The following is a 17245-nucleotide window of genomic DNA, read 5'->3' on the forward strand; positions in this document are numbered from 1 at the left end:
ATTGCGGCCGTACAGGGTGCCCTGCGGCCCCTTGAGCACTTCGACGCGTTCAACGTTGTTCAGCAGTAGCGGATCCTGCAGCACGGAGTCCAGCTGCGGCACGCCGTCGATGTACACGGCGACACGCTTGTTCTTGAGATCGAAGGCATCACCCATGCCGCGCAGGAAGATGCGTGGCTGGCCTCCGGTATAGCTAGATATGCTCAGGCCATTGATCAGCTTGTCCAAGCCCTCCAGGCTGTCGATCTGGTGCAGGGCCAACTCCTCGGCGCTGACCGCTTCGACAGTCGCTGGTACATCCAGAATGTTCTGCTCGAATTTCTGCGCAGTAACCACCTGGGCCTCAAGTTCGATCGTTGTCTGGGGAGCGGTCTGCGCCGTGACCCATCCCGACAGCAAGCACGCCAACGTAGCCAGCGGTGCCTCAAGACCTCTTGCGCTCATCCCTTCCTTCCTCCCAAGAAGCGCTGTCGGCGGGTTACGCCTGGACGGCGTTACGGCGAGCGGCGCAAAAGTAGAACCCTGGGACTCCACTGGATGAATGCCGCCAGCCAGGGTTCCAGTTAGGTTAACATTGAGTGATAATCATTCTCATTGTATGAGTTTGTCTTTTTCCCGCCACTGAAGTGGCTTTGCGAAATGCACAGGAAGCGTTTGAGAAATGAACAGAGATGGCGTGCACGGCGCTGACGCAGGAGGCGGCGGTGATCGGAGCGACTGGAACGAAGTGCTCGGGGAGCGGGGGATCCTTCATGTCAGTATTGAAATTTTTGCGTCAGGTCCGGTGGCAAAGCGGCGACGGCATCTTCATGTTTGGCAGCGAGTTGTTGGCTTCGGCGGACGCCGTACTGCCCAATCCGATTCCAGAAGACGGGCTCCTGCTCGGCCTGACGCTGTTCGGCGAAGCGCAGTCTGGGCACGTTGGCCAGCCACAGTACGACTTCGCCGTGCCTCCCAACCACTGCTGGGCACTGGCGGCACGCAAGGGCAGCCTGCTTGAGGGGCGATATGCCGCCGGAACCTGCATTGCGGGATTCAGCTTTTTCCTAACCCGCGCCTGGCTGCTTGCACGCGACGCGGGCGACGATGTGATGGGGCAACTGCTCGCCTACTGCGGGCAGTTGCATCCATGCAAGGTGCCTTTGATGCCAGCGCTGCGTAGCCATGCCATGCGGCTGCTGTACAGCAGCTACCGCGGCGAGATGGGCAGGCTGTTCTTGGCGGCTCGTGCCCATGACCTGCTGTTGGGGCTGATCGACAGTCACCGCAACAACCAAGGCACGCCGCTTCTGCCGGCTCTGCCCGGATCGCAGCGCATGGCCCGTGCCCGCGAAATTCTGGAATTCCGCCTGGACGACCCGCCAGGGCTGGAGGAGTTGGCCCGCCTGGCGGGAACGAGCGTCAGCGCCCTGCGCAAGGACTTCAAGAGTGCCTTTGGCCTTCCAGTCGCCGCCTACTTGCGTCGAAGGCGGCTGGAGCAAGCGCACCTGTGCCTGGAGCGAGGGTTGGGTGTTGCTCAGGTGGCGCGGCAGTGCGGATACGACTCGCCGGCGAACTTCGCCACCGCGTTCAAGCGCCAGTTCGGCTACTCACCAGGCAACCTGCGCTGGCGCTGACTTCTATCTGAATCGAAGTGATCGGGGGGGCCGGTAGGATCGATTCGAAAGCTATTGCTGTGCTGCAATAATGCGATTGACTCTCATTTGCAATTGGTCTACATATCTGGACTGCGTCTCGCAATCCTGCGAAGGGACTAAGGAGTCAGCATGGCCTCAGAGGAAGATCTCTTGCCGCGATCGGCAAGCCGAACGAACCGTCTCCAAGAGCGATTGACTGCTGCGCGCGTTCAGCAGATCCGAATCGCGCCCGACCCCGAACGACGCCATCGCCCCTTCGCCTTGGCGGACATGCAACATGCGTACTGGATGGGCCGACAGGCAACCTTCTCCCATGCCGGCGCGATCCAGTTCTATACGCAGTACCGTTGCCGCGAACTCGACCTGGAGCGGCTCGAGCTGGCGTGGAACCGACTGATCGCGCGTCATGACATGCTGCGCGCCACGGTAAGGGCGGACGGCCTGCAGCAGGTTGCCCCGACCGCCCCCCATCAGTCCATTTCCCGCGGGGCACTTGCCGATCTCTCTCCGAGTCAGCAACAGCAGACCCTTGCCGACGTGCAGCGGAGCATGCAGGAAGAATGCGTGCCCCTGGAGCAATGGCCGCATTCGCGACTGCACTTCGATGCGCTGGGTGAAGGCGATGGCTATCTGCACGTCAAGCTGGATCTCTGGAATGTTGACGGCCGCAGCCTGCACATCCTGTTCGACGAACTGGCCCAGCTCTACCAATGGCCCGATCGCGCGTTGCCTGACCTTCAGATGCAGTTCTGCGACTACATTGCCGCCCTGCAGGAACAGGAGGCCAGTGAGCGGTATCAGCGTTCGCTGGCGTGGTGGCGGACTAAACTGCAGACCCTGCCGCCGGCGCCGGTTCTTCCTCGTCGAACCGGTGGAGCGGACAATCGATTCCAACGCTGGTCCGGGACGCTCGCGCCCGAAGGTCTGGCCCGGCTCAACGACAGCGCGAGGCGGCGCGGCCTGTCCTTGGCGGCCGTGATCCTGACGGTCTATGCCAGTACGTTGGCCCGCTGGAGCACCTCACGCCATTTCACGCTCAACGTACCGCGCTTCAACCGGCCGGACTGGCATGCGGATATCGGCAATGTGATCGGCGAGTTTGCCTCGTTCAGCCTGCTTGAGGTCGATCTGCGAGCGTCCGCGTCCTTCGGCGAACATGCCATGCAGCTTCAAGCGCAGCTTTGGGAAGATCTCGATCACCAGGAGGTGTCCGGCATACGCCAGTTGCGCGAACTGGCGCGCCTGCAGCGGTTGGGTGAAGCGGCAGGGATGCCCATCGTGTTTACCACTACCCCAGACCAGCGCGAAGGCGCGGCGCTCACCCCGCAAGAAATCGGGGCCGTGTTTGGAGAGCCTCTTCAGGTCGTCAGTCGTACCCCGCAGGTACTCGTGGACTGCCAGTATCTCGTGGACGGTGGCAGTCTGCTGTACAACTGGGACGCGATGCCCAGCGCCTTTCCGGAGGCCATGCTGGACGACATGTTCGGTGTCTTCTCTGGCGCCCTGGCGCGCCTGGCTGATTGTGATGAGGCCTGGGATGCGCCGTTGCCGTCGGCGTTGCCGCCGGCGCAGGTCGCAACGCGGGCAGCACTATGGAAAGACGCGCAGCGCCAGGAGCAGACCTCGGCTCAAGCGCTGGCGGCACATGCAAGACGATCCCCCGATGCCGTAGCGCTGATTCTCGCGCAGGGCACAGCGCTTTCTTATCAGGAACTTGTCGCTCAAGTCACTACGCTGGCCGGGGCGCTTCAGCAAGCCCACATCGCCAAAGGCGATCGCGTGATCCTGCTGCTGCGGCGTGGCTGGCAGCAAACCGCGGCATTGCTCGCCTGCCAATGGCTTGGGGCTGTAGCGGTGCCGGTGGACCACAACCAGCCCGAGTCGCGCTTGCTGGCGATCGCCAACAGGGTCGAGCCGAAAGTCGTGCTGATCAACACGCCGGCACCTGAGCAACTCCTTGCGAAGTTGCCGTGCATGGCTTTGCCCGACCACCCTCCGAAAGTCGCAATTGTACCTATTGCTCCGGCGACCTTCGAGCCAGATGCTGTGTGCTGCATCATCTTCACGTCAGGCTCGACCGGCCTACCCAAGGGCGTCGAGATTCCTCAAGGCGCCTTGGCGAACTTTCTCCAGTACAGCGTGCGCAGCTTCGGCCTGCAGGCGAGCGACCGCGTCATCTCCATCACTGCGCAGCATCACGATCTGGCCCTGTTCGACCAGTTGGCGACGTTCTGCGCCGGTGCGGCGCTCGTGATTCCCGACGCCTCTCGCGACATGGATCCCGGCCATTGGCTCGATCTGATGCGGGCCCACGGTGTCACCATCTGGAACAGCGTCCCACGCTTCATGGAGATGCTATGGACTTCAGCCCAGACTGCGGATGGCCAACTCCCCGCCAGTCTGCGTCAAGTCATCCTCGGCGGGGACTGGATTGCCCCTGGTCTGGCCGCGCACTTGTTACAGCATCGAGGTCTCCATCTGCGCAGTATTGGCGGTCCTACTGAAACGGTCGTCTGGAACATCACCCACAAAGTGGGTATCGCCGATACGAAGCAACCCAGCATCCCGTACGGTAAGCCGATCGACAACTGCCGCTATTACGTCTTGGACAAGCAGCTCGACGACTGCCCTGATCATGTCCCCGGAGAAATGTATTGCGGCGGGGCCAGTCTGGCCCTGGGCTATCTGGGGGATCCGGAGCAAACGGCTGAGCACTTTCTGGTCCATCCGCGCACGGGAGAGAAAATCTATCGCACCGGAGATCAAGGCGCATATCGCCCGGACGGAAGCCTCTTGATACTCGGGCGCACCGATTTTCAGATCAATGCCGGAGGGTATCGTTGCGACCCCTTGGAGATCGAGTCGGCCCTGATGGCGCACGCCGGGGTCCGTCGGGCGGTGGCGCTCGAAGTCGCCCGGGGCGACAGCGGTTCGATATTGGCGGTGTGTTACGAGCCTCGCGATCAAGCCTGCGACGAAGCCGAACTGCGACGCACCTGCGCGCATCGTTTGCCGGTCGCGGCCATCCCGAGGATCTTCCTGCCGTTGGACCGGTTCCCATTGACCGCCAATGGAAAGGTCGATCGCCGCGCGCTTGCCGGGCTTGCTGCGCAATACCAGCAACCGGTCCGCGGCGGCCGTCCGCCAGAGAATCGCATTGAAGAACAATTGATTGTCATTTGGCGCACCGTGCTCGACGTCGATATCACGGACGCCGAAGCAGGCTTCTTCGCTTGCGGCGGCGATTCGCTCAGCGCCACGCGGCTGCTACTGCAGATCGAGAAGGCATTCGGCGTTCGTCCACCGTTGGCAATGGTCTTCACGCATCCAACCGTGCGGGCAATGGCCGTTTGGCTATCAGAGCACCAATCCGAAACCGAGGCCGCGCCTTGGCCGCAGGCCGATGCACACCAACCCCGGCAGTCCTGGGCGCAGCAACGATTGTGGTTCATGGCGCAACTGGCGCCCGGCAGCCCGTTCTTCAACCTGTGCTACTGCCTGGAGCTTGATGGCCCGGCCGACGCACGCGCATTCGCCCGCGCGTTACGGCGCCTGGTCGAGCGCCACGAGCCGTTGCGATGTCGCTTCCCGGCCAGCGCGCCAACTGGCACGTGGTTGACTCCACGGTCGGCAGCTTGCTCACCCATGAAGACCTGCGGGGCCTTGAACCGAGTGCCCAGGACGAACGGCTGAACGCCTGGGCCGAGCAGGAGAGGCAAGAGGGCTTCGACCTGGAGCGGGGGCCGCTACTTCGTGCGCGTCTCTTCGCTCGAAGCGATACGCGCCACGTCCTCTTCTACAGCCTTCACCACATAGCCTTCGACGGATGGTCGGCGGATCTGTTCAACTTTGAGCTGTTCAGCCTCTACCTCGACGAAAACGCAGAGCTGCCTTCGACCCTGCCGCCCGTCGCGCGCTATGCCGACTTCGCTCAGAGTCAGCACGAAATCCCTGCGGCTCAGGTCGACTCGACGCTGGCGTTCTGGCAACAGCGCCTGGAGCATCTTCCTGCGCTGAACCTTCCGGAGGCCCATTCTCGCCCGCCAGTACAGAGTTTCCGAGGTGCCGTCGGCCGCTATCGACTCGGCGCGGCGCTGACCCGAAAGATCGGGGCGCTGTCGGCCGAGCACGGCGTCACGCCATTCATCACCTTGCTTACCGCCATGCAGGTTGCCCTAGGGCGGATTGCCGACCAAGACCGGTTCGTCATGGGCAGTGTCGTCTCCGGGCGTGATCACCCAGCCGCGGAGCGGATGATTGGCTTCTTCATCAACAACCTGCTGCTGCGCGGTGATCTTGCCGACAACTTGCCGTTCACACAGCAACTGGGGCGCGTGCGCGATGAATTCCTCGGTGCACAGGAGCGGCAGCACTATCCGCTCCAGCAACTGGTGCAGAACATGGCCGCCGGCGCCGACCTCAGTCGCAACCCGCTGTACCAGGTGTCGTTCACCTACCAGCCTGCGGGCTTGGCTCAAGGGCGTTTCGGACACCTCAGCGTCACCGGTCGCGCGATCGTGCCCGACACGACCCATATGGACCTGGAGATCATTGCCATACCCGATGGCAACGACCTGGTCCTAGTCTGGCTGTACGCGAGCGATCTGTATGATGCCGCCAGCATTGAGCGCTGGCATCACGCCTTTGAGCACATTGTGAGCGCAGCGGTAGAAGCCCCCGATACCCGCGTCAATGAACTGCCCCTGGCCGGCGAGGCGCGGGCCCGTGCCTGGGCGTGGGTCGACGGCGGGCCGGCCTTGGATGGGACCGACCCCTGGCCCGTGCTGCAGGCTCATGCGCAACGCCGGCCGGAGCACGAAGTGCTGCGGTACGACATGGGCCGCGCATACACCTGGGCGCAGCTCATGGCGCGAGCGGAGCACCTGGCCGGGTGGATCGCCGCGCATGCCGAGCCGGCGGCGCCAATCGCCATCCGCTTGCACCCTGGGCTTGACTATGTCGCTGCCATACTCGCCGCATTGCGGTTAGGGAGGGCCTGGGCTCCAGCGGACCCGCGGCGCCCGGCGCAGGCCGTTGCGGACATGCTTGCCCGTATCGGCGCGGGGGGCCTGGTTAGCGAGCAAGCGCTCTGGGAGGCAGCGCTCGCGCCGGACCTTGCGCTGCTGCTGGTCGATCAGCCGGCTTCTGTCGAGTCGGCACCGCTTCTGGCTTATCAGGCGGCGCCGGACGAGGCCGTCGCGCTCATCCAGCACACCTCGGGCTCCGAAGGGCAGCCCAAAGGGGTGGAGATCACCTATGGCAGTCTCCGCAGACGCTTGGCCTGGGGCCAGCTCACGGCCCCGCTTCAACTCGGCGACATCGGCTGCCTCAAGACATCCCCGGCTTTCGTCGACGCCGTAGGCGAGCTTCTGGACAGTCTCCTCGCCGACATGACGTTGATTGTCCCATCACCCGACCAGGCGCGCAGCCCGTCGGAGCTGATTCAACTGATCTATCGTCATGGTGTCACGCGCCTGATACTGACACCCTCACTGGCCGACGCCTTGTTCGCGCTTCCGCAGGCCGAGGGCCTGCCGCTGCGCGTGCTTGTCCTGGGTGGCGAGAATGTCCGCACCGGCCTGGCACAGCGCTGCCTCGATGCCCTGCCCGAGAACGCTATCCTCCTCAATTACTACGGCTCAACCGAGCTGACCTCGGATGGCGCGTGGCATCAGATCACCCAAGCCGATCTGTCCTCGGGTGCCAGCCACGTTCCGATCGGCCGGCCACTACCCGGCACTACGCTGTGGCTCCTCGACCGCAAGGGTCGGCTCGCCGCCCCGGGGTGCGCTGGGGAGATCCACGTCAGCGGCCAGAATCTGGCGCGTGGGTACCGCAATGCCCCCGACTTGTCGGCAAAGACATTCCGCACCTGGCGCACGCCCGGTGGGCTCGGTACGCGGTTGTACGCAACCGGTGACATTGCCGTGCGCGACGCACAAGGTCGCCTACGCTGCCTTGGTCGGCGTGACCACCAGCTCAAGCTGCGCGGCATGCGGGTGGAGGCGGGGGAGGTCGAGAGCCATCTGCGCCAGCATCCGGCAGTTCGCGACGCGATCATCGCGCTGTGGGAGCACGGTGGCCAACAGCGGCTGATCGGACATGTGCTGCTCGAGTCTCAGATCGGGGTGGATGCCCTGACGTTACGCAGACACCTTGCGGACAAGCTTCCCCAAGGACTGATTCCAAGTCATTGGAGCCTACAGCGGGAGTGGCCCGTCACGGCCACCGGCAAGGTGGATCGCCGGCGCCTGCGGCTAGACGATCTCGCCGTCGCTGGCAGCGATAGCTCCTTCGCGGCAGCTACGACACCCTTGCAGCAGACCATCGCGCAGGTCTGGCAAGACCTGCTCGGCGTCCAGAACGTCGGCATTCACGACAACTTCTTCGAGATGGGCGGCAATTCCTTGCTGCTTACACAGTTGCAGCGACAGCTTTGCCATGCGCTGCAGCGTGAATTCCCGCTGACGCTCCTGTTCCAGCACCCGAACATCCATGCCCTGGCTGCCCACCTGGATGACAAGGTGCACCCCCGCACGGCGGCCGCGCCATTGGCTGGCAATCGGGCGGCTGCCAGGTTGGCAGCCAGGGGGGGGAGGCAATGACCCTGAATTTTGCATCGTCCACGGACCATCCACGTTCGTCAGATGTGGCGATCATTGGCGCCGCAGGCAGATTTCCTGGCGCCGACTCGGTCGAGGTGCTCTGGCAACTGCTGCTGGCCGGTCAAGAGCCGTATCGGATCCTGACACAGGAGCAGCTTGCGGAGGCCGGCCACGGTGATCTCGCGCGGTCTCCCCGGTACGTGTCGCAGGTCCGTATTCCAGCGCACTACGACTGCTTCGACGCCGCGTTCTTTGGCTACTCGCCGCGTGAGGCCGCGTTTATGGACCCGCAGCAGCGGTTGTTGCTGGAGTGTGCCTGGCATGTCTTCGAGCATGCCGGGCACCCACCGGGTGATCAGGATGGGATGCGCACCGCCGTGTTTGCCAGCGTAGGAGCGAACGGCTACTCGGCCTTGCATGTCCTGCCTCAGGTGCTGACCGGCAACGCCGATATGCTCGACTGCATCGTCGGCAACGACAAGGACTACTGCGCAAGCCGCCTGGCTTACAAGCTGAATCTCAGTGGCGCCGCCATCGGCGTCCAAACGGCGTGCTCATCATCCCTGGTGGCCGTCCACCTTGCGGTCCAGGCCCTGCTGAACCACGAAGCCGATCGCGCCCTGGTTGCCGCGGCCTCGTTGAGCGTGCCGGCCGAAGTTGGCTATCTGGCGCAAGAGTCCGGGATTCGCTCGCCAGACGGTCACTGCCGCCCATTCGATGCCAATAGCAACGGCACCGTCTTCGCCTCCGGCACCGCCGGGGTCCTGCTGCGGCGGTTGGACGATGCCATCGTCAATGGCGACAGAGTCCTTGCGTCATCCGCGCCAGCGCGATTAACAACGATGCGAGTACAAGGGTTGGCTTCACCGCCCCTGGGCTGCAAGGGCAGATCGAGGTGATTAACGAAGCCCTCCAGGTCGCACAGGTCGATACGGTTGACTTGGCCTATGTAGAATGCCATGGCACCGGTACGCGCCTGGGTGACCCCATTGAGATCAACGCGCTCGACCAAGCCGTGCGCGCCAACAGCGCGAAGGCCTTGCCGCCCCGGCACTGCCTGATTGGCTCCATCAAGAGCAACATCGGGCACCTGGATACCGTCGCCGGTTTGGCGGGGCTGATCAAGACCGCCTACTGCCTGAATCGTGGCGAAATACCCCCGACCTTGCATTTCGAGGCGCCCAATTCGGAGATCGGGCTGGCGAAGACCCCCTTCGCGGTCGTGACCAGGCGCCAACCCTGGCCTGCCCGCCGCAAGCGTTTGGCGGGGGTCAGCGCCTTCGGCTTCGGCGGTACCAATGCCCATGTCGTGCTGGAGGCGGGACCGGCTACTCCCGCGGTCGGTCCCGCGCGCAGTTACCACTGTCTGGTCTTGAGCGCCGCGGACGAATCGGCACTGCAACGTCAGGCCGATGCTTTGGCCGACTGGATCGACGGTGATCCTATGGCCAATCTCGCCGACATCGCTTACACCTTGCAGGTCGGACGGCAGGCGCTTCCTTGGCGTGGTGTGCTGTTGGCACAGGACCCGGCGCAGGCGGCGGTTGGCCTTCGCCAGATACGCCGAATGCAGAGTTCCGCCAGGCCCGCGTCACTGTGGCTGTTCCCTGGACAGGGCGCGCAGTATCCGGGCATGGCTGCAGCGTTGCACGCCTCGGAGCCGGCATTTCGCGACGCATTGGAGCAGATTCTGCAGCGGTTCCCTGAGGATGCGCCGATTCATGCCATCCGCGGGCTGCTGCTCGATGTCGGTGGCGAGCAGATCGACGATACCGCCATCGTCCAGCCGGCCCTGTTCGCTTATGAGGTGGCCCTTGGGCAGACCTTGCTCGCCCTGGGGATGGCGCCTGTCGCCATGCTGGGGCATAGCCTGGGCGAACTGAGCGCTGCCTGCCTGGCCGGTGTATTCGAGCTGCCCCAGGCTTGCAAACTGGTGTGCCTGCGCGGCGCGCTGATGGCCGAGGGGGCGCTAGGAGGCATGGCACTGGTCCACACCGACCCGGCGCCGGTAGAGGCGCTGTTGGCGGGCGGCCATCCAGCCCTTGACCTGGCCGTGGTCAACTCGCCTAAATGCTGCGTCATCGGCGGTCCGCTGGACGCACTCGGTTCTTTCATGAGCGCTGCAGAAGCACTCGGCTGGCAGCCACGGCGCCTACGCACCTCTCATGCCTTCCACACGCGCATGATGGAGCCGGCGTTGGCTCGCTATCGGCAAGCGGTCGGAGAGCTGGAACTGCACGCGCCGAACCTGCCGTTGCTGAGTGGACAGGATGGTCAATGGCTGGCGGATCAGCGCGCGGTGGACCCCGAGTATTGGGTGCAGCAGTTGCGCAGTGCCGTTCGTTTCGATCATGCCTGGGCGCGCCTGCGCTTGAGCATGCCGGCCGCAGCCATCGAGGTGGGTCCGGCCGGTGGCCTGCTCACCTTCGGGCGAGATGCTGGCTGCCATCCGTCGGTAATGCTGAGCGTCGGCGGCGATCGGCACCAGGATGCCTCGAACCACCACGGCAATTACCTGTTCGCGATCGCGCGCCTGTGGCAAGCCGGCGACGTCGTCGACTGGCAGGTCTTCAATCAGTCATGGATGCCCCGCACGCGCGTCACGCTTCCTCCGTATCCCTTTGCCCGGGAACGGCATTGGCTGCCGTCGAGCCTGCCCTTGCTGCAGGCCCTGCGCCAGGGAGAGGCTACGCCAATACTGGAGCCAGTTGCTGCCAGCAACGCTTGCAGTGCAAAAGCCCCTGTAGGCCGCGAACGAATCACACTCCAACAACGTCCGGCCCTGGATACACCCTTTGCCGCTCCCACTCCCGGCCAGGAACAGGTCATGGCGAGGCTCTGGCAGGACCTTCTGTTCATCGCCGGCATTGGCCGTCACGACGACTTCTTCGCCTTGGGTGGCAACTCCATTCTGGCCTTGCGTCTTTGCCAGCAAGTGCGCGACCAGGGCTGGACACTCACACCGCAGCAGGTCTTTCAGCAGCGCGACATCGCTGCGCTTTGCGCCGCGCTGGCAGCACCGCCGGAGCCCGCTGCCCCGAGCGCCACGGCTGACGTCGATCCGCAAGACCTCCAAGCATTGATGCACATCCTGGATAGGCAGGAATCCGTATGAATCTCGACAAACACAACGTGGCCGACGTAGTGCCAGCTACCCCATTGCAGCAGGGCATGCTCTACCACGCGCTGGCAGCGCAGGATCCTGCCATGTACCTGGAGCAGTACGGCTTCAGCGTGCATGGCGATCTCGATATTGAGCGGTACCGGACCGCCTGGCAGCAGGTTCTCGATCATCAGCCAATGCTCAGGACCAGCTTTCATTGGGAGGGCCTGGGCAAGGCCTACCAAGTGGTGCACAAGCGGCTGGAAGTATCGTTCGAGCACATTGAGCTGAGTCATCTGGCGGGGCCGCAGCACTCCGTCGTACAGGACAAGCTTCGCGCGGAACGCCGGGCCGCCGGGTTCTCGCTGAATCGCGCGCCCCTGTTCACTGTCACCGTGGTTACGCTGGCGAAGAGCCTGCACAAGATCTGGCTGACCCTCCACCATCTGCTGGCGGATGGCTGGTCGCTTTACCTGCTCCTCGCCGAGGTGGGCCAACTCTATCAGCATCCCCTGGGTTTACCGGCCCCGGCGGTGCCATTCCGGCGTTACTGCGAATGGCTGCAGGCGCAGGATCAGGATTCAGCACGGCGATGGTGGCAGGACCGATTGGGGGCCGGTGGATTCACTGGCAAGGCGCCTTTGGTCGAGCAGAGCAGAACCGGATCGAGCACCGCGGTCGACTACAAGCTCAATGAAGCCGAGAGTGCGCGCTTGCAACAAGGCTCCCGGCGGCAGGGGCTGACCGAGAGCACTCTATTCAACGCCGCCTGGTCAATTCTGCTCCGGCGCTATCTGCGCCAAGACCGGCTTGTCTTCGGCTACACGGTTTCCACGCGCCCGGCGGAGATTGATGGAATCGAGCGGATGCTCGGCCTTCTGCTCAATGTGCTCCCCGTCACGGTCGACCTCAATCCTGAGCAAGAAATAGAACCCTGGCTGCAGGCATTGCAGCAGCAACTCATCGCCGACCGACAGCACGACTATCTGCCACTCAGCGAACTGCAAAGACTCGCCGGAACGGCTGCCAACCAGGGCTTGTTCCAGACGCTACTGGTCTGGGAGAACCAGCCGGGCAGCTCGGTGGAGGAGGGGTCGGCGGACTCGCTTCGGGTAGTCCACGATGAAAGCTATGAGCTGAACCACTACCCGTTGATGTTGGCGGGCTATCCGGGCAGCGTCGTGCGGTTGCGACTCAATTTTCGCGAGCGCGCCCTTTCGCACGCGCGAGCCTTGGATCTGCTGCAGCAGATGGCGGATATCATGCTGGTGTTGGCCGAAGGCGGTCCCCGGAAGCTGGGCGACCTTATAGCCGATCGGATTATGCAACCGTTGCCCACGTTGTCCCTGGATGCGGTCCCGACCGCAATCGCGCCTAGTTTGTGGCAGCGCATACTCGAACTGGCCACAGCCAACCCGTCGGCGCCCCAGCTCGACCAAGCACAGCCAGCCCAGTCGTTTACCCGGAACGACCTGGTCCTGCGCGCACAATCGCTCGCCCGGCGGCTGGCGGCGAGCTTGCCGGCCGATCGTAGCGCTCCACTGGCATTACTGCTCTGGCCTGGTATCGACTACGTCAGTGCCATACTTGCCGCCCTCTACCTTGGCCGACCGTGGCTGGCGCTGGACCCCCGCAGGCCGGTGGAAGGCCTGGGCGAGCAGCTCGCGTACATCCAACCGGCCGCGCTACTGAGCGAGCCCAGCCTGTGGCCCGAACCGCACCGCTGGGAGGGGCCGACAATTGTCGACCTGAGCGCCGCGGAAACTGGGCCGGTCACCGCCTGCGTTCCCCCTGTGGTCATGGATGAAGTGGACTGCGTGTGCATGGTTCTGACATCCGGCTCCACAGGCCGGCCCAAGTGTGTCAGCTTGCCGCTACGCGCTTTGCGCCAACGACTGGGCTGGATGCAGAGCTTCCTGCCCGCCAGCCCTGAAGACAGCATTCTACTGAAGACCTCACCTGCCTTCGTCGATGCCATTTGCGAAGTGCTCGGGCCCTTGATCTCCGGCTATCGGATGGTGGCCCCCACACCCGAGCAAAGCCATGACCTGGGGCAGTGGCCGGCGCTGTTGACTGAACAGGCCATTACCCGCTTGGTCATCACCCCCTCCGTCCTGGAGGGCTTGCTGCGAGTCCTGGCCGAACCCGTGCCAAGCGTGCATCTGCTCCAGGTCAGCGGCGAACGCTTCCCCAGTGACCTGCTTGAACGAGGCAAACAGCGCTTCCCGAATGCACGGATCTTGAACCTCTATGGCTCGTCCGAGGTGATGGCTGATGCGTGCGCTTTCGATTGCAGCGCCTGGCAACCTGCTCACTGTGCCACCGTCCCGCTGGGCAAGCTGCTTCCGGGGGCGCTGGGCGCCATCCTGGACGAAGGGCGGCATCCGCTACCCGAGGGGGCCATTGGCGAGTTGTTCCTGGGGGGAGACTGCCTCGCCATCGGGTATCACGCCAATCCTGACGCCACGGACGCAAAGTTCAGGGAGATGGACGGCTTGCCTGGCAGACCGCGAATGTATGCGACCGGAGACCTGGTGGCGCTTGGAGAGGATGGACAGCTGCACTACCACGGTCGTGCCGACCATCAGATCAAGCTCAACGGCATGCGCATCGAGCCCGGCGAGATCGAATCCCTGCTCAAATCACGCAAGGGGGTCGATGATGCCGCGCTGGCTTGCCATCACAACGCCGTTGGGCAGGCGATATTGACCGCCCACATAGCCAGTCAGTGCTATCACAAGGACCCAGAGGCATTGGTAGCCGATCTGCAGGTGTTGCTCTCGCGGCAGCTACCCAGCGGCCAGATGCCGCGCCACTGGCAGGTGACGACCGACTTGCCGAGAAACGCCAGCGGCAAGCTCGACCGTCGGGCGTTGCGCTACCTGGATGCCGCTGTTGCGGTACACAGTATCGAGCGCGTCGCTCCGCATACCGACCGGCAGCAGCGTCTTCACGCCGTATGGCAACAGGTGCTTGGGCAGGACGCTTTCGGAATCGACGACGACTTCTTCGCCCTCGGCGGCAGCTCGATCAGCATGACGCAGCTGTGCTTTGCCGTGCGCAAGGCGTTTCACGTTCCTTTCCCGATCCGTGGCGCATTTGAGGCCCCAAGCATCCGCCAGCAGGCGGATCTTATCCAGCAGTATCAGGATGGCGCACAGCCTGTCGCCGATCGTGGCACTGGCCGGCCCCAGCACCATGATCTGCATATCGACGCGGCCAGCGCCGACCACGTCCTGCCGTTGGCGGGGGAGATCACCCCTTGGCCGCAAGGGGCGGTCCATGTGTTTCTGTCGGGTGCACAAGGCTTCATCAATGCCTGGTTGCTAGCACGCTTGCTCGATGACCCGACCCTTACGGTCAGTTGCTTGGCGCCGGGATCCGACGCGCAAAGCGCCTGGGCCGGTCTGGTCGAGCATCTGAGTCAGTTCGGGCTTTGGAGCGGCGAGCGCGGCTCACGCCTGCGCATAGTCGCAGGCGATCTCGGGCAACCCCGCTTCGGACTCTCTGAGCAGGACTGGCAGGCGCTTGCCGAGCAATGTCAGGTGCTCTTCCACACCGGTGTGGCGATCAATTTCGTCGCGCCCTATGCGCAGCTACGGGCAACCAATGCGCTGTCCACGGCAACCATGCTCGACCTGGCGACCACGGCACGGGCCAAGCCCTTGCATTTCGTTGGTAGCCTCGGAGTCGTCGACCACTCCCGCGCGGCCGGAGACAGCGCCCGCGTGCGCGAGGACGATGCGCTGTTGACTTGGCGCGGTCTCCCGACCGGCTACCTGCAAGCCCGATGGGTCAGCGACACCATGATTCGCCGGGCGATTGAGCGCGGGGTGCCCTGCTCGGTGATGCGGATGACAACGGTCAGTGGTGACACGGACCGCCACCAGGCCAACAGCCAGGACATGATGTGGCAACTGATCAAGCTGGCTATGACCGTTGGCATCATCCCCGACACCCCGCGTCCGATCGACCTGGTGCCGGTGGATCGGGCGGTTGAGGCGGTCATCGCCCTAGCACGCTCTGCCTCTACCCTGGGGCAAGCCTGGCACGTGTCGAATCCGCGGATCTGGAAGTGGGCCGAGGTGGCTGCGTTGCTGCGCAGCAAGGGTTACCCCGTGCATCTGCTCTCCGGTGAGGAGTGGTCTCAGCGCTTCGGGCGGGTCGCTATGCAACTAGGCGAGCAACCCGAGTGGCAGAAGGTATTGCCGTTGCTCGGCGATGCCTGGCAAGAGCATAAGCACTTCTTCGAGCTGGACAAGCACAAAACCCTGGAGCGTCTACGCCAACTCGACAGCGCCCTGCCGCCCATGGATGAACAGTTGCTCTGGCAGACGGTCGAGCGCTTCTTTGAGAGCGGCTTTCTTCCACGTACGGGTGTCGCAGCGGCATACGGCTAGTCAGGAGCTACCCACGACTGCGCTCAAGAACGTCTGCCGCTGGTGCCCAAGCATCCTCCCACCCACTTTGTGGAACTCAGAACATGCGTGCGTTCAAGTACCTTCTCCTCATCAACAGCCTCTGCATGGCGGCCCTGATGTCCTTCGTCGCCGTGGTCGGGCCGCTGGTTCGCACCCTCGGCCTGGCGGAATGGCACGGCGGGCTGGCCGTCACCATTGCCGGTACGCTCTGGGTGGCCAGCTCCCGGGGCTGGGGCAGGCTCAGCGATGTGCACGGTCGCAAGCGCGTGCTTTCGTGGGCGCTCCTGGGATTCTGCAGCTCGTTTACGGTGTTGGCCGCGTACTTTGACGTGGTCACGCGGATATCGCTGCCGCTGATCGGGCTGCTCGCCCTGCTAATCGCGATTCGCGGTGTGATGGGGCTGTTTTACGCCGCCATTCCCGTGGTGAGCAATGCCTGGCTTGCCGACAACTTTCCTACTGATGTACGGCGTGCGGTGCTCGCCAAGCTTGGCGCTGCAAACGCTGTGGGCATGGTGATCGGCCCGCTCGCCGCCGGCCTGCTGGCAACGCATAACCTGAACCTGCCCCTATACTTCGCTGCAGGTCTCCCGCTACTGGCGGGCTATCTGCTCTGGCGCCATGTACCTGCCTCAGCGGTGGTCGAGCAGGGTGAAAAACCTACCCTTGCCTTCGCTGATCGAAGGGTGCGCCTGCCTGTGGCGGCCATGTTCCTGGCGACCAGCGCAGTGCTCGCCGGGCAAATGTGTGTGGGATTCTTTGCCATGGACCGCCTGGCCCTGGATGCTCAGGCGGGTGCCAAGGTGGCCGGCCTAGCCATGGCTGGCGTCGGTGTCGCGTTGATCTTGATCCAACTGGTCGTAGCGCGCCTGCATCGGGTGTCGCCGCAAGCCATGATCGGCTTTGGCTCATTGCTGGCCGCGGCTGGATTCGCGCCGTTGTTCCTCACCACGACCCCCTTGGGGCTGATTGCCAGTTACAGCGTCGCGGCCGCGGGCCTGGGCATGGTGTTTCCGGCCGCGCAGGCGTTGGCAGCAAATGCGGCAGCGGCGGGGGAGCAGGGACTAGCTGCTGGCACCCTGTCTGCCGCACAAGGCGCGGCGAGCGTCGTCTCTCCACTGGCCTTCACCGTGCTGTACCAATGGAATTGGGTGCTCCCTTACCTGTTGGCTTGCGCTTTGCTCTGCGTCCTTTCGCTGTTGGCCATGTCACAAACTCGGCGGATAAAGGTGGCCAGTGCGTGAGGCTGTGTGAACCATATCCTGATAGGGAGTGGAGGTGACGTGCAGCCAACGTACAGTGAGCAAGGCGCGATCGCAGACAAGACCGTCGCCACCCGATGCAAGTAGGCGGCGCGCAAACCGTGAAAGCGCCGGCCGTCCAGGCCTTGCGCCCCCATTTTTTTGCCGCGCGTCAGAGGCTGACCAATACCGACATGCGCCAGAAGGTTGTCGCTCCGCTCGATCTGGCGCAGGTTGA

The 17245-nt window shown here is 63.8% G+C and carries 8 protein-coding genes; 7 read left to right on the forward strand and 1 reads right to left on the reverse strand.

Going from position 1 to position 17245, the window contains the following annotated elements:
- The coding region (locus OR16_RS22700) for a TonB-dependent receptor plug domain-containing protein (RefSeq protein ID WP_237717181.1) at positions 1-444 on the reverse strand (444 nt) is incomplete at its 3' end.
- Positions 445-704: 260 nt separating this feature from the next.
- Between OR16_RS22700 and OR16_RS22705 the strand changes: the two genes are divergently transcribed.
- The 7 genes from OR16_RS22705 (at position 705) to OR16_RS22730 (ending at position 17010) form a co-directional block, all read left to right on the forward strand.
- Positions 705-1616: a helix-turn-helix transcriptional regulator gene (locus OR16_RS22705; RefSeq protein ID WP_237717182.1), complete on the forward strand. Its 912-nt coding sequence runs from the start codon at positions 705-707 to the stop codon at positions 1614-1616.
- Positions 1617-1766: 150 nt separating this feature from the next.
- Positions 1767-5330 carry a non-ribosomal peptide synthetase gene (locus OR16_RS43005; RefSeq protein WP_006160285.1) on the forward strand — a complete coding sequence of 1188 codons (3564 nt, stop codon included), beginning with the start codon at positions 1767-1769 and terminating at the stop codon, positions 5328-5330.
- On the forward strand, positions 5216-8242 hold the full coding sequence (locus OR16_RS43630) for a non-ribosomal peptide synthetase (protein ID WP_081488857.1): 3027 nt from the start codon (positions 5216-5218) through the stop codon (positions 8240-8242). The genes OR16_RS43005 and OR16_RS43630 overlap by 115 nt, the downstream gene beginning before the upstream one ends.
- A complete protein-coding gene (locus OR16_RS41690) occupies positions 8239-9141 on the forward strand; it encodes a polyketide synthase (protein WP_006160289.1) in 903 nt (300 codons plus the stop codon). Before OR16_RS43630 ends, OR16_RS41690 begins: the two co-directional genes overlap by 4 nt.
- A complete protein-coding gene (locus OR16_RS22720) occupies positions 9075-11357 on the forward strand; it encodes an acyltransferase domain-containing protein (protein ID WP_237717186.1) in 2283 nt (760 codons plus the stop codon). Before OR16_RS41690 ends, OR16_RS22720 begins: the two co-directional genes overlap by 67 nt.
- Positions 11354-15745, forward strand: a complete 4392-nt coding sequence (locus OR16_RS22725; protein WP_006160291.1) for a non-ribosomal peptide synthetase — start codon at positions 11354-11356, stop codon at positions 15743-15745. Before OR16_RS22720 ends, OR16_RS22725 begins: the two co-directional genes overlap by 4 nt.
- Positions 15746-15828: 83 nt before the next feature.
- Entirely contained in the window at positions 15829-17010 is a 1182-nt protein-coding gene (locus OR16_RS22730; RefSeq protein ID WP_006160292.1) for an MFS transporter, read from the forward strand.
- Positions 17011-17245 lie beyond the last annotated feature (235 nt).

It is taken from the genome of Cupriavidus basilensis OR16 (assembly GCF_000243095.1).
GTDB lineage: Bacteria > Pseudomonadota > Gammaproteobacteria > Burkholderiales > Burkholderiaceae > Cupriavidus > Cupriavidus basilensis_D.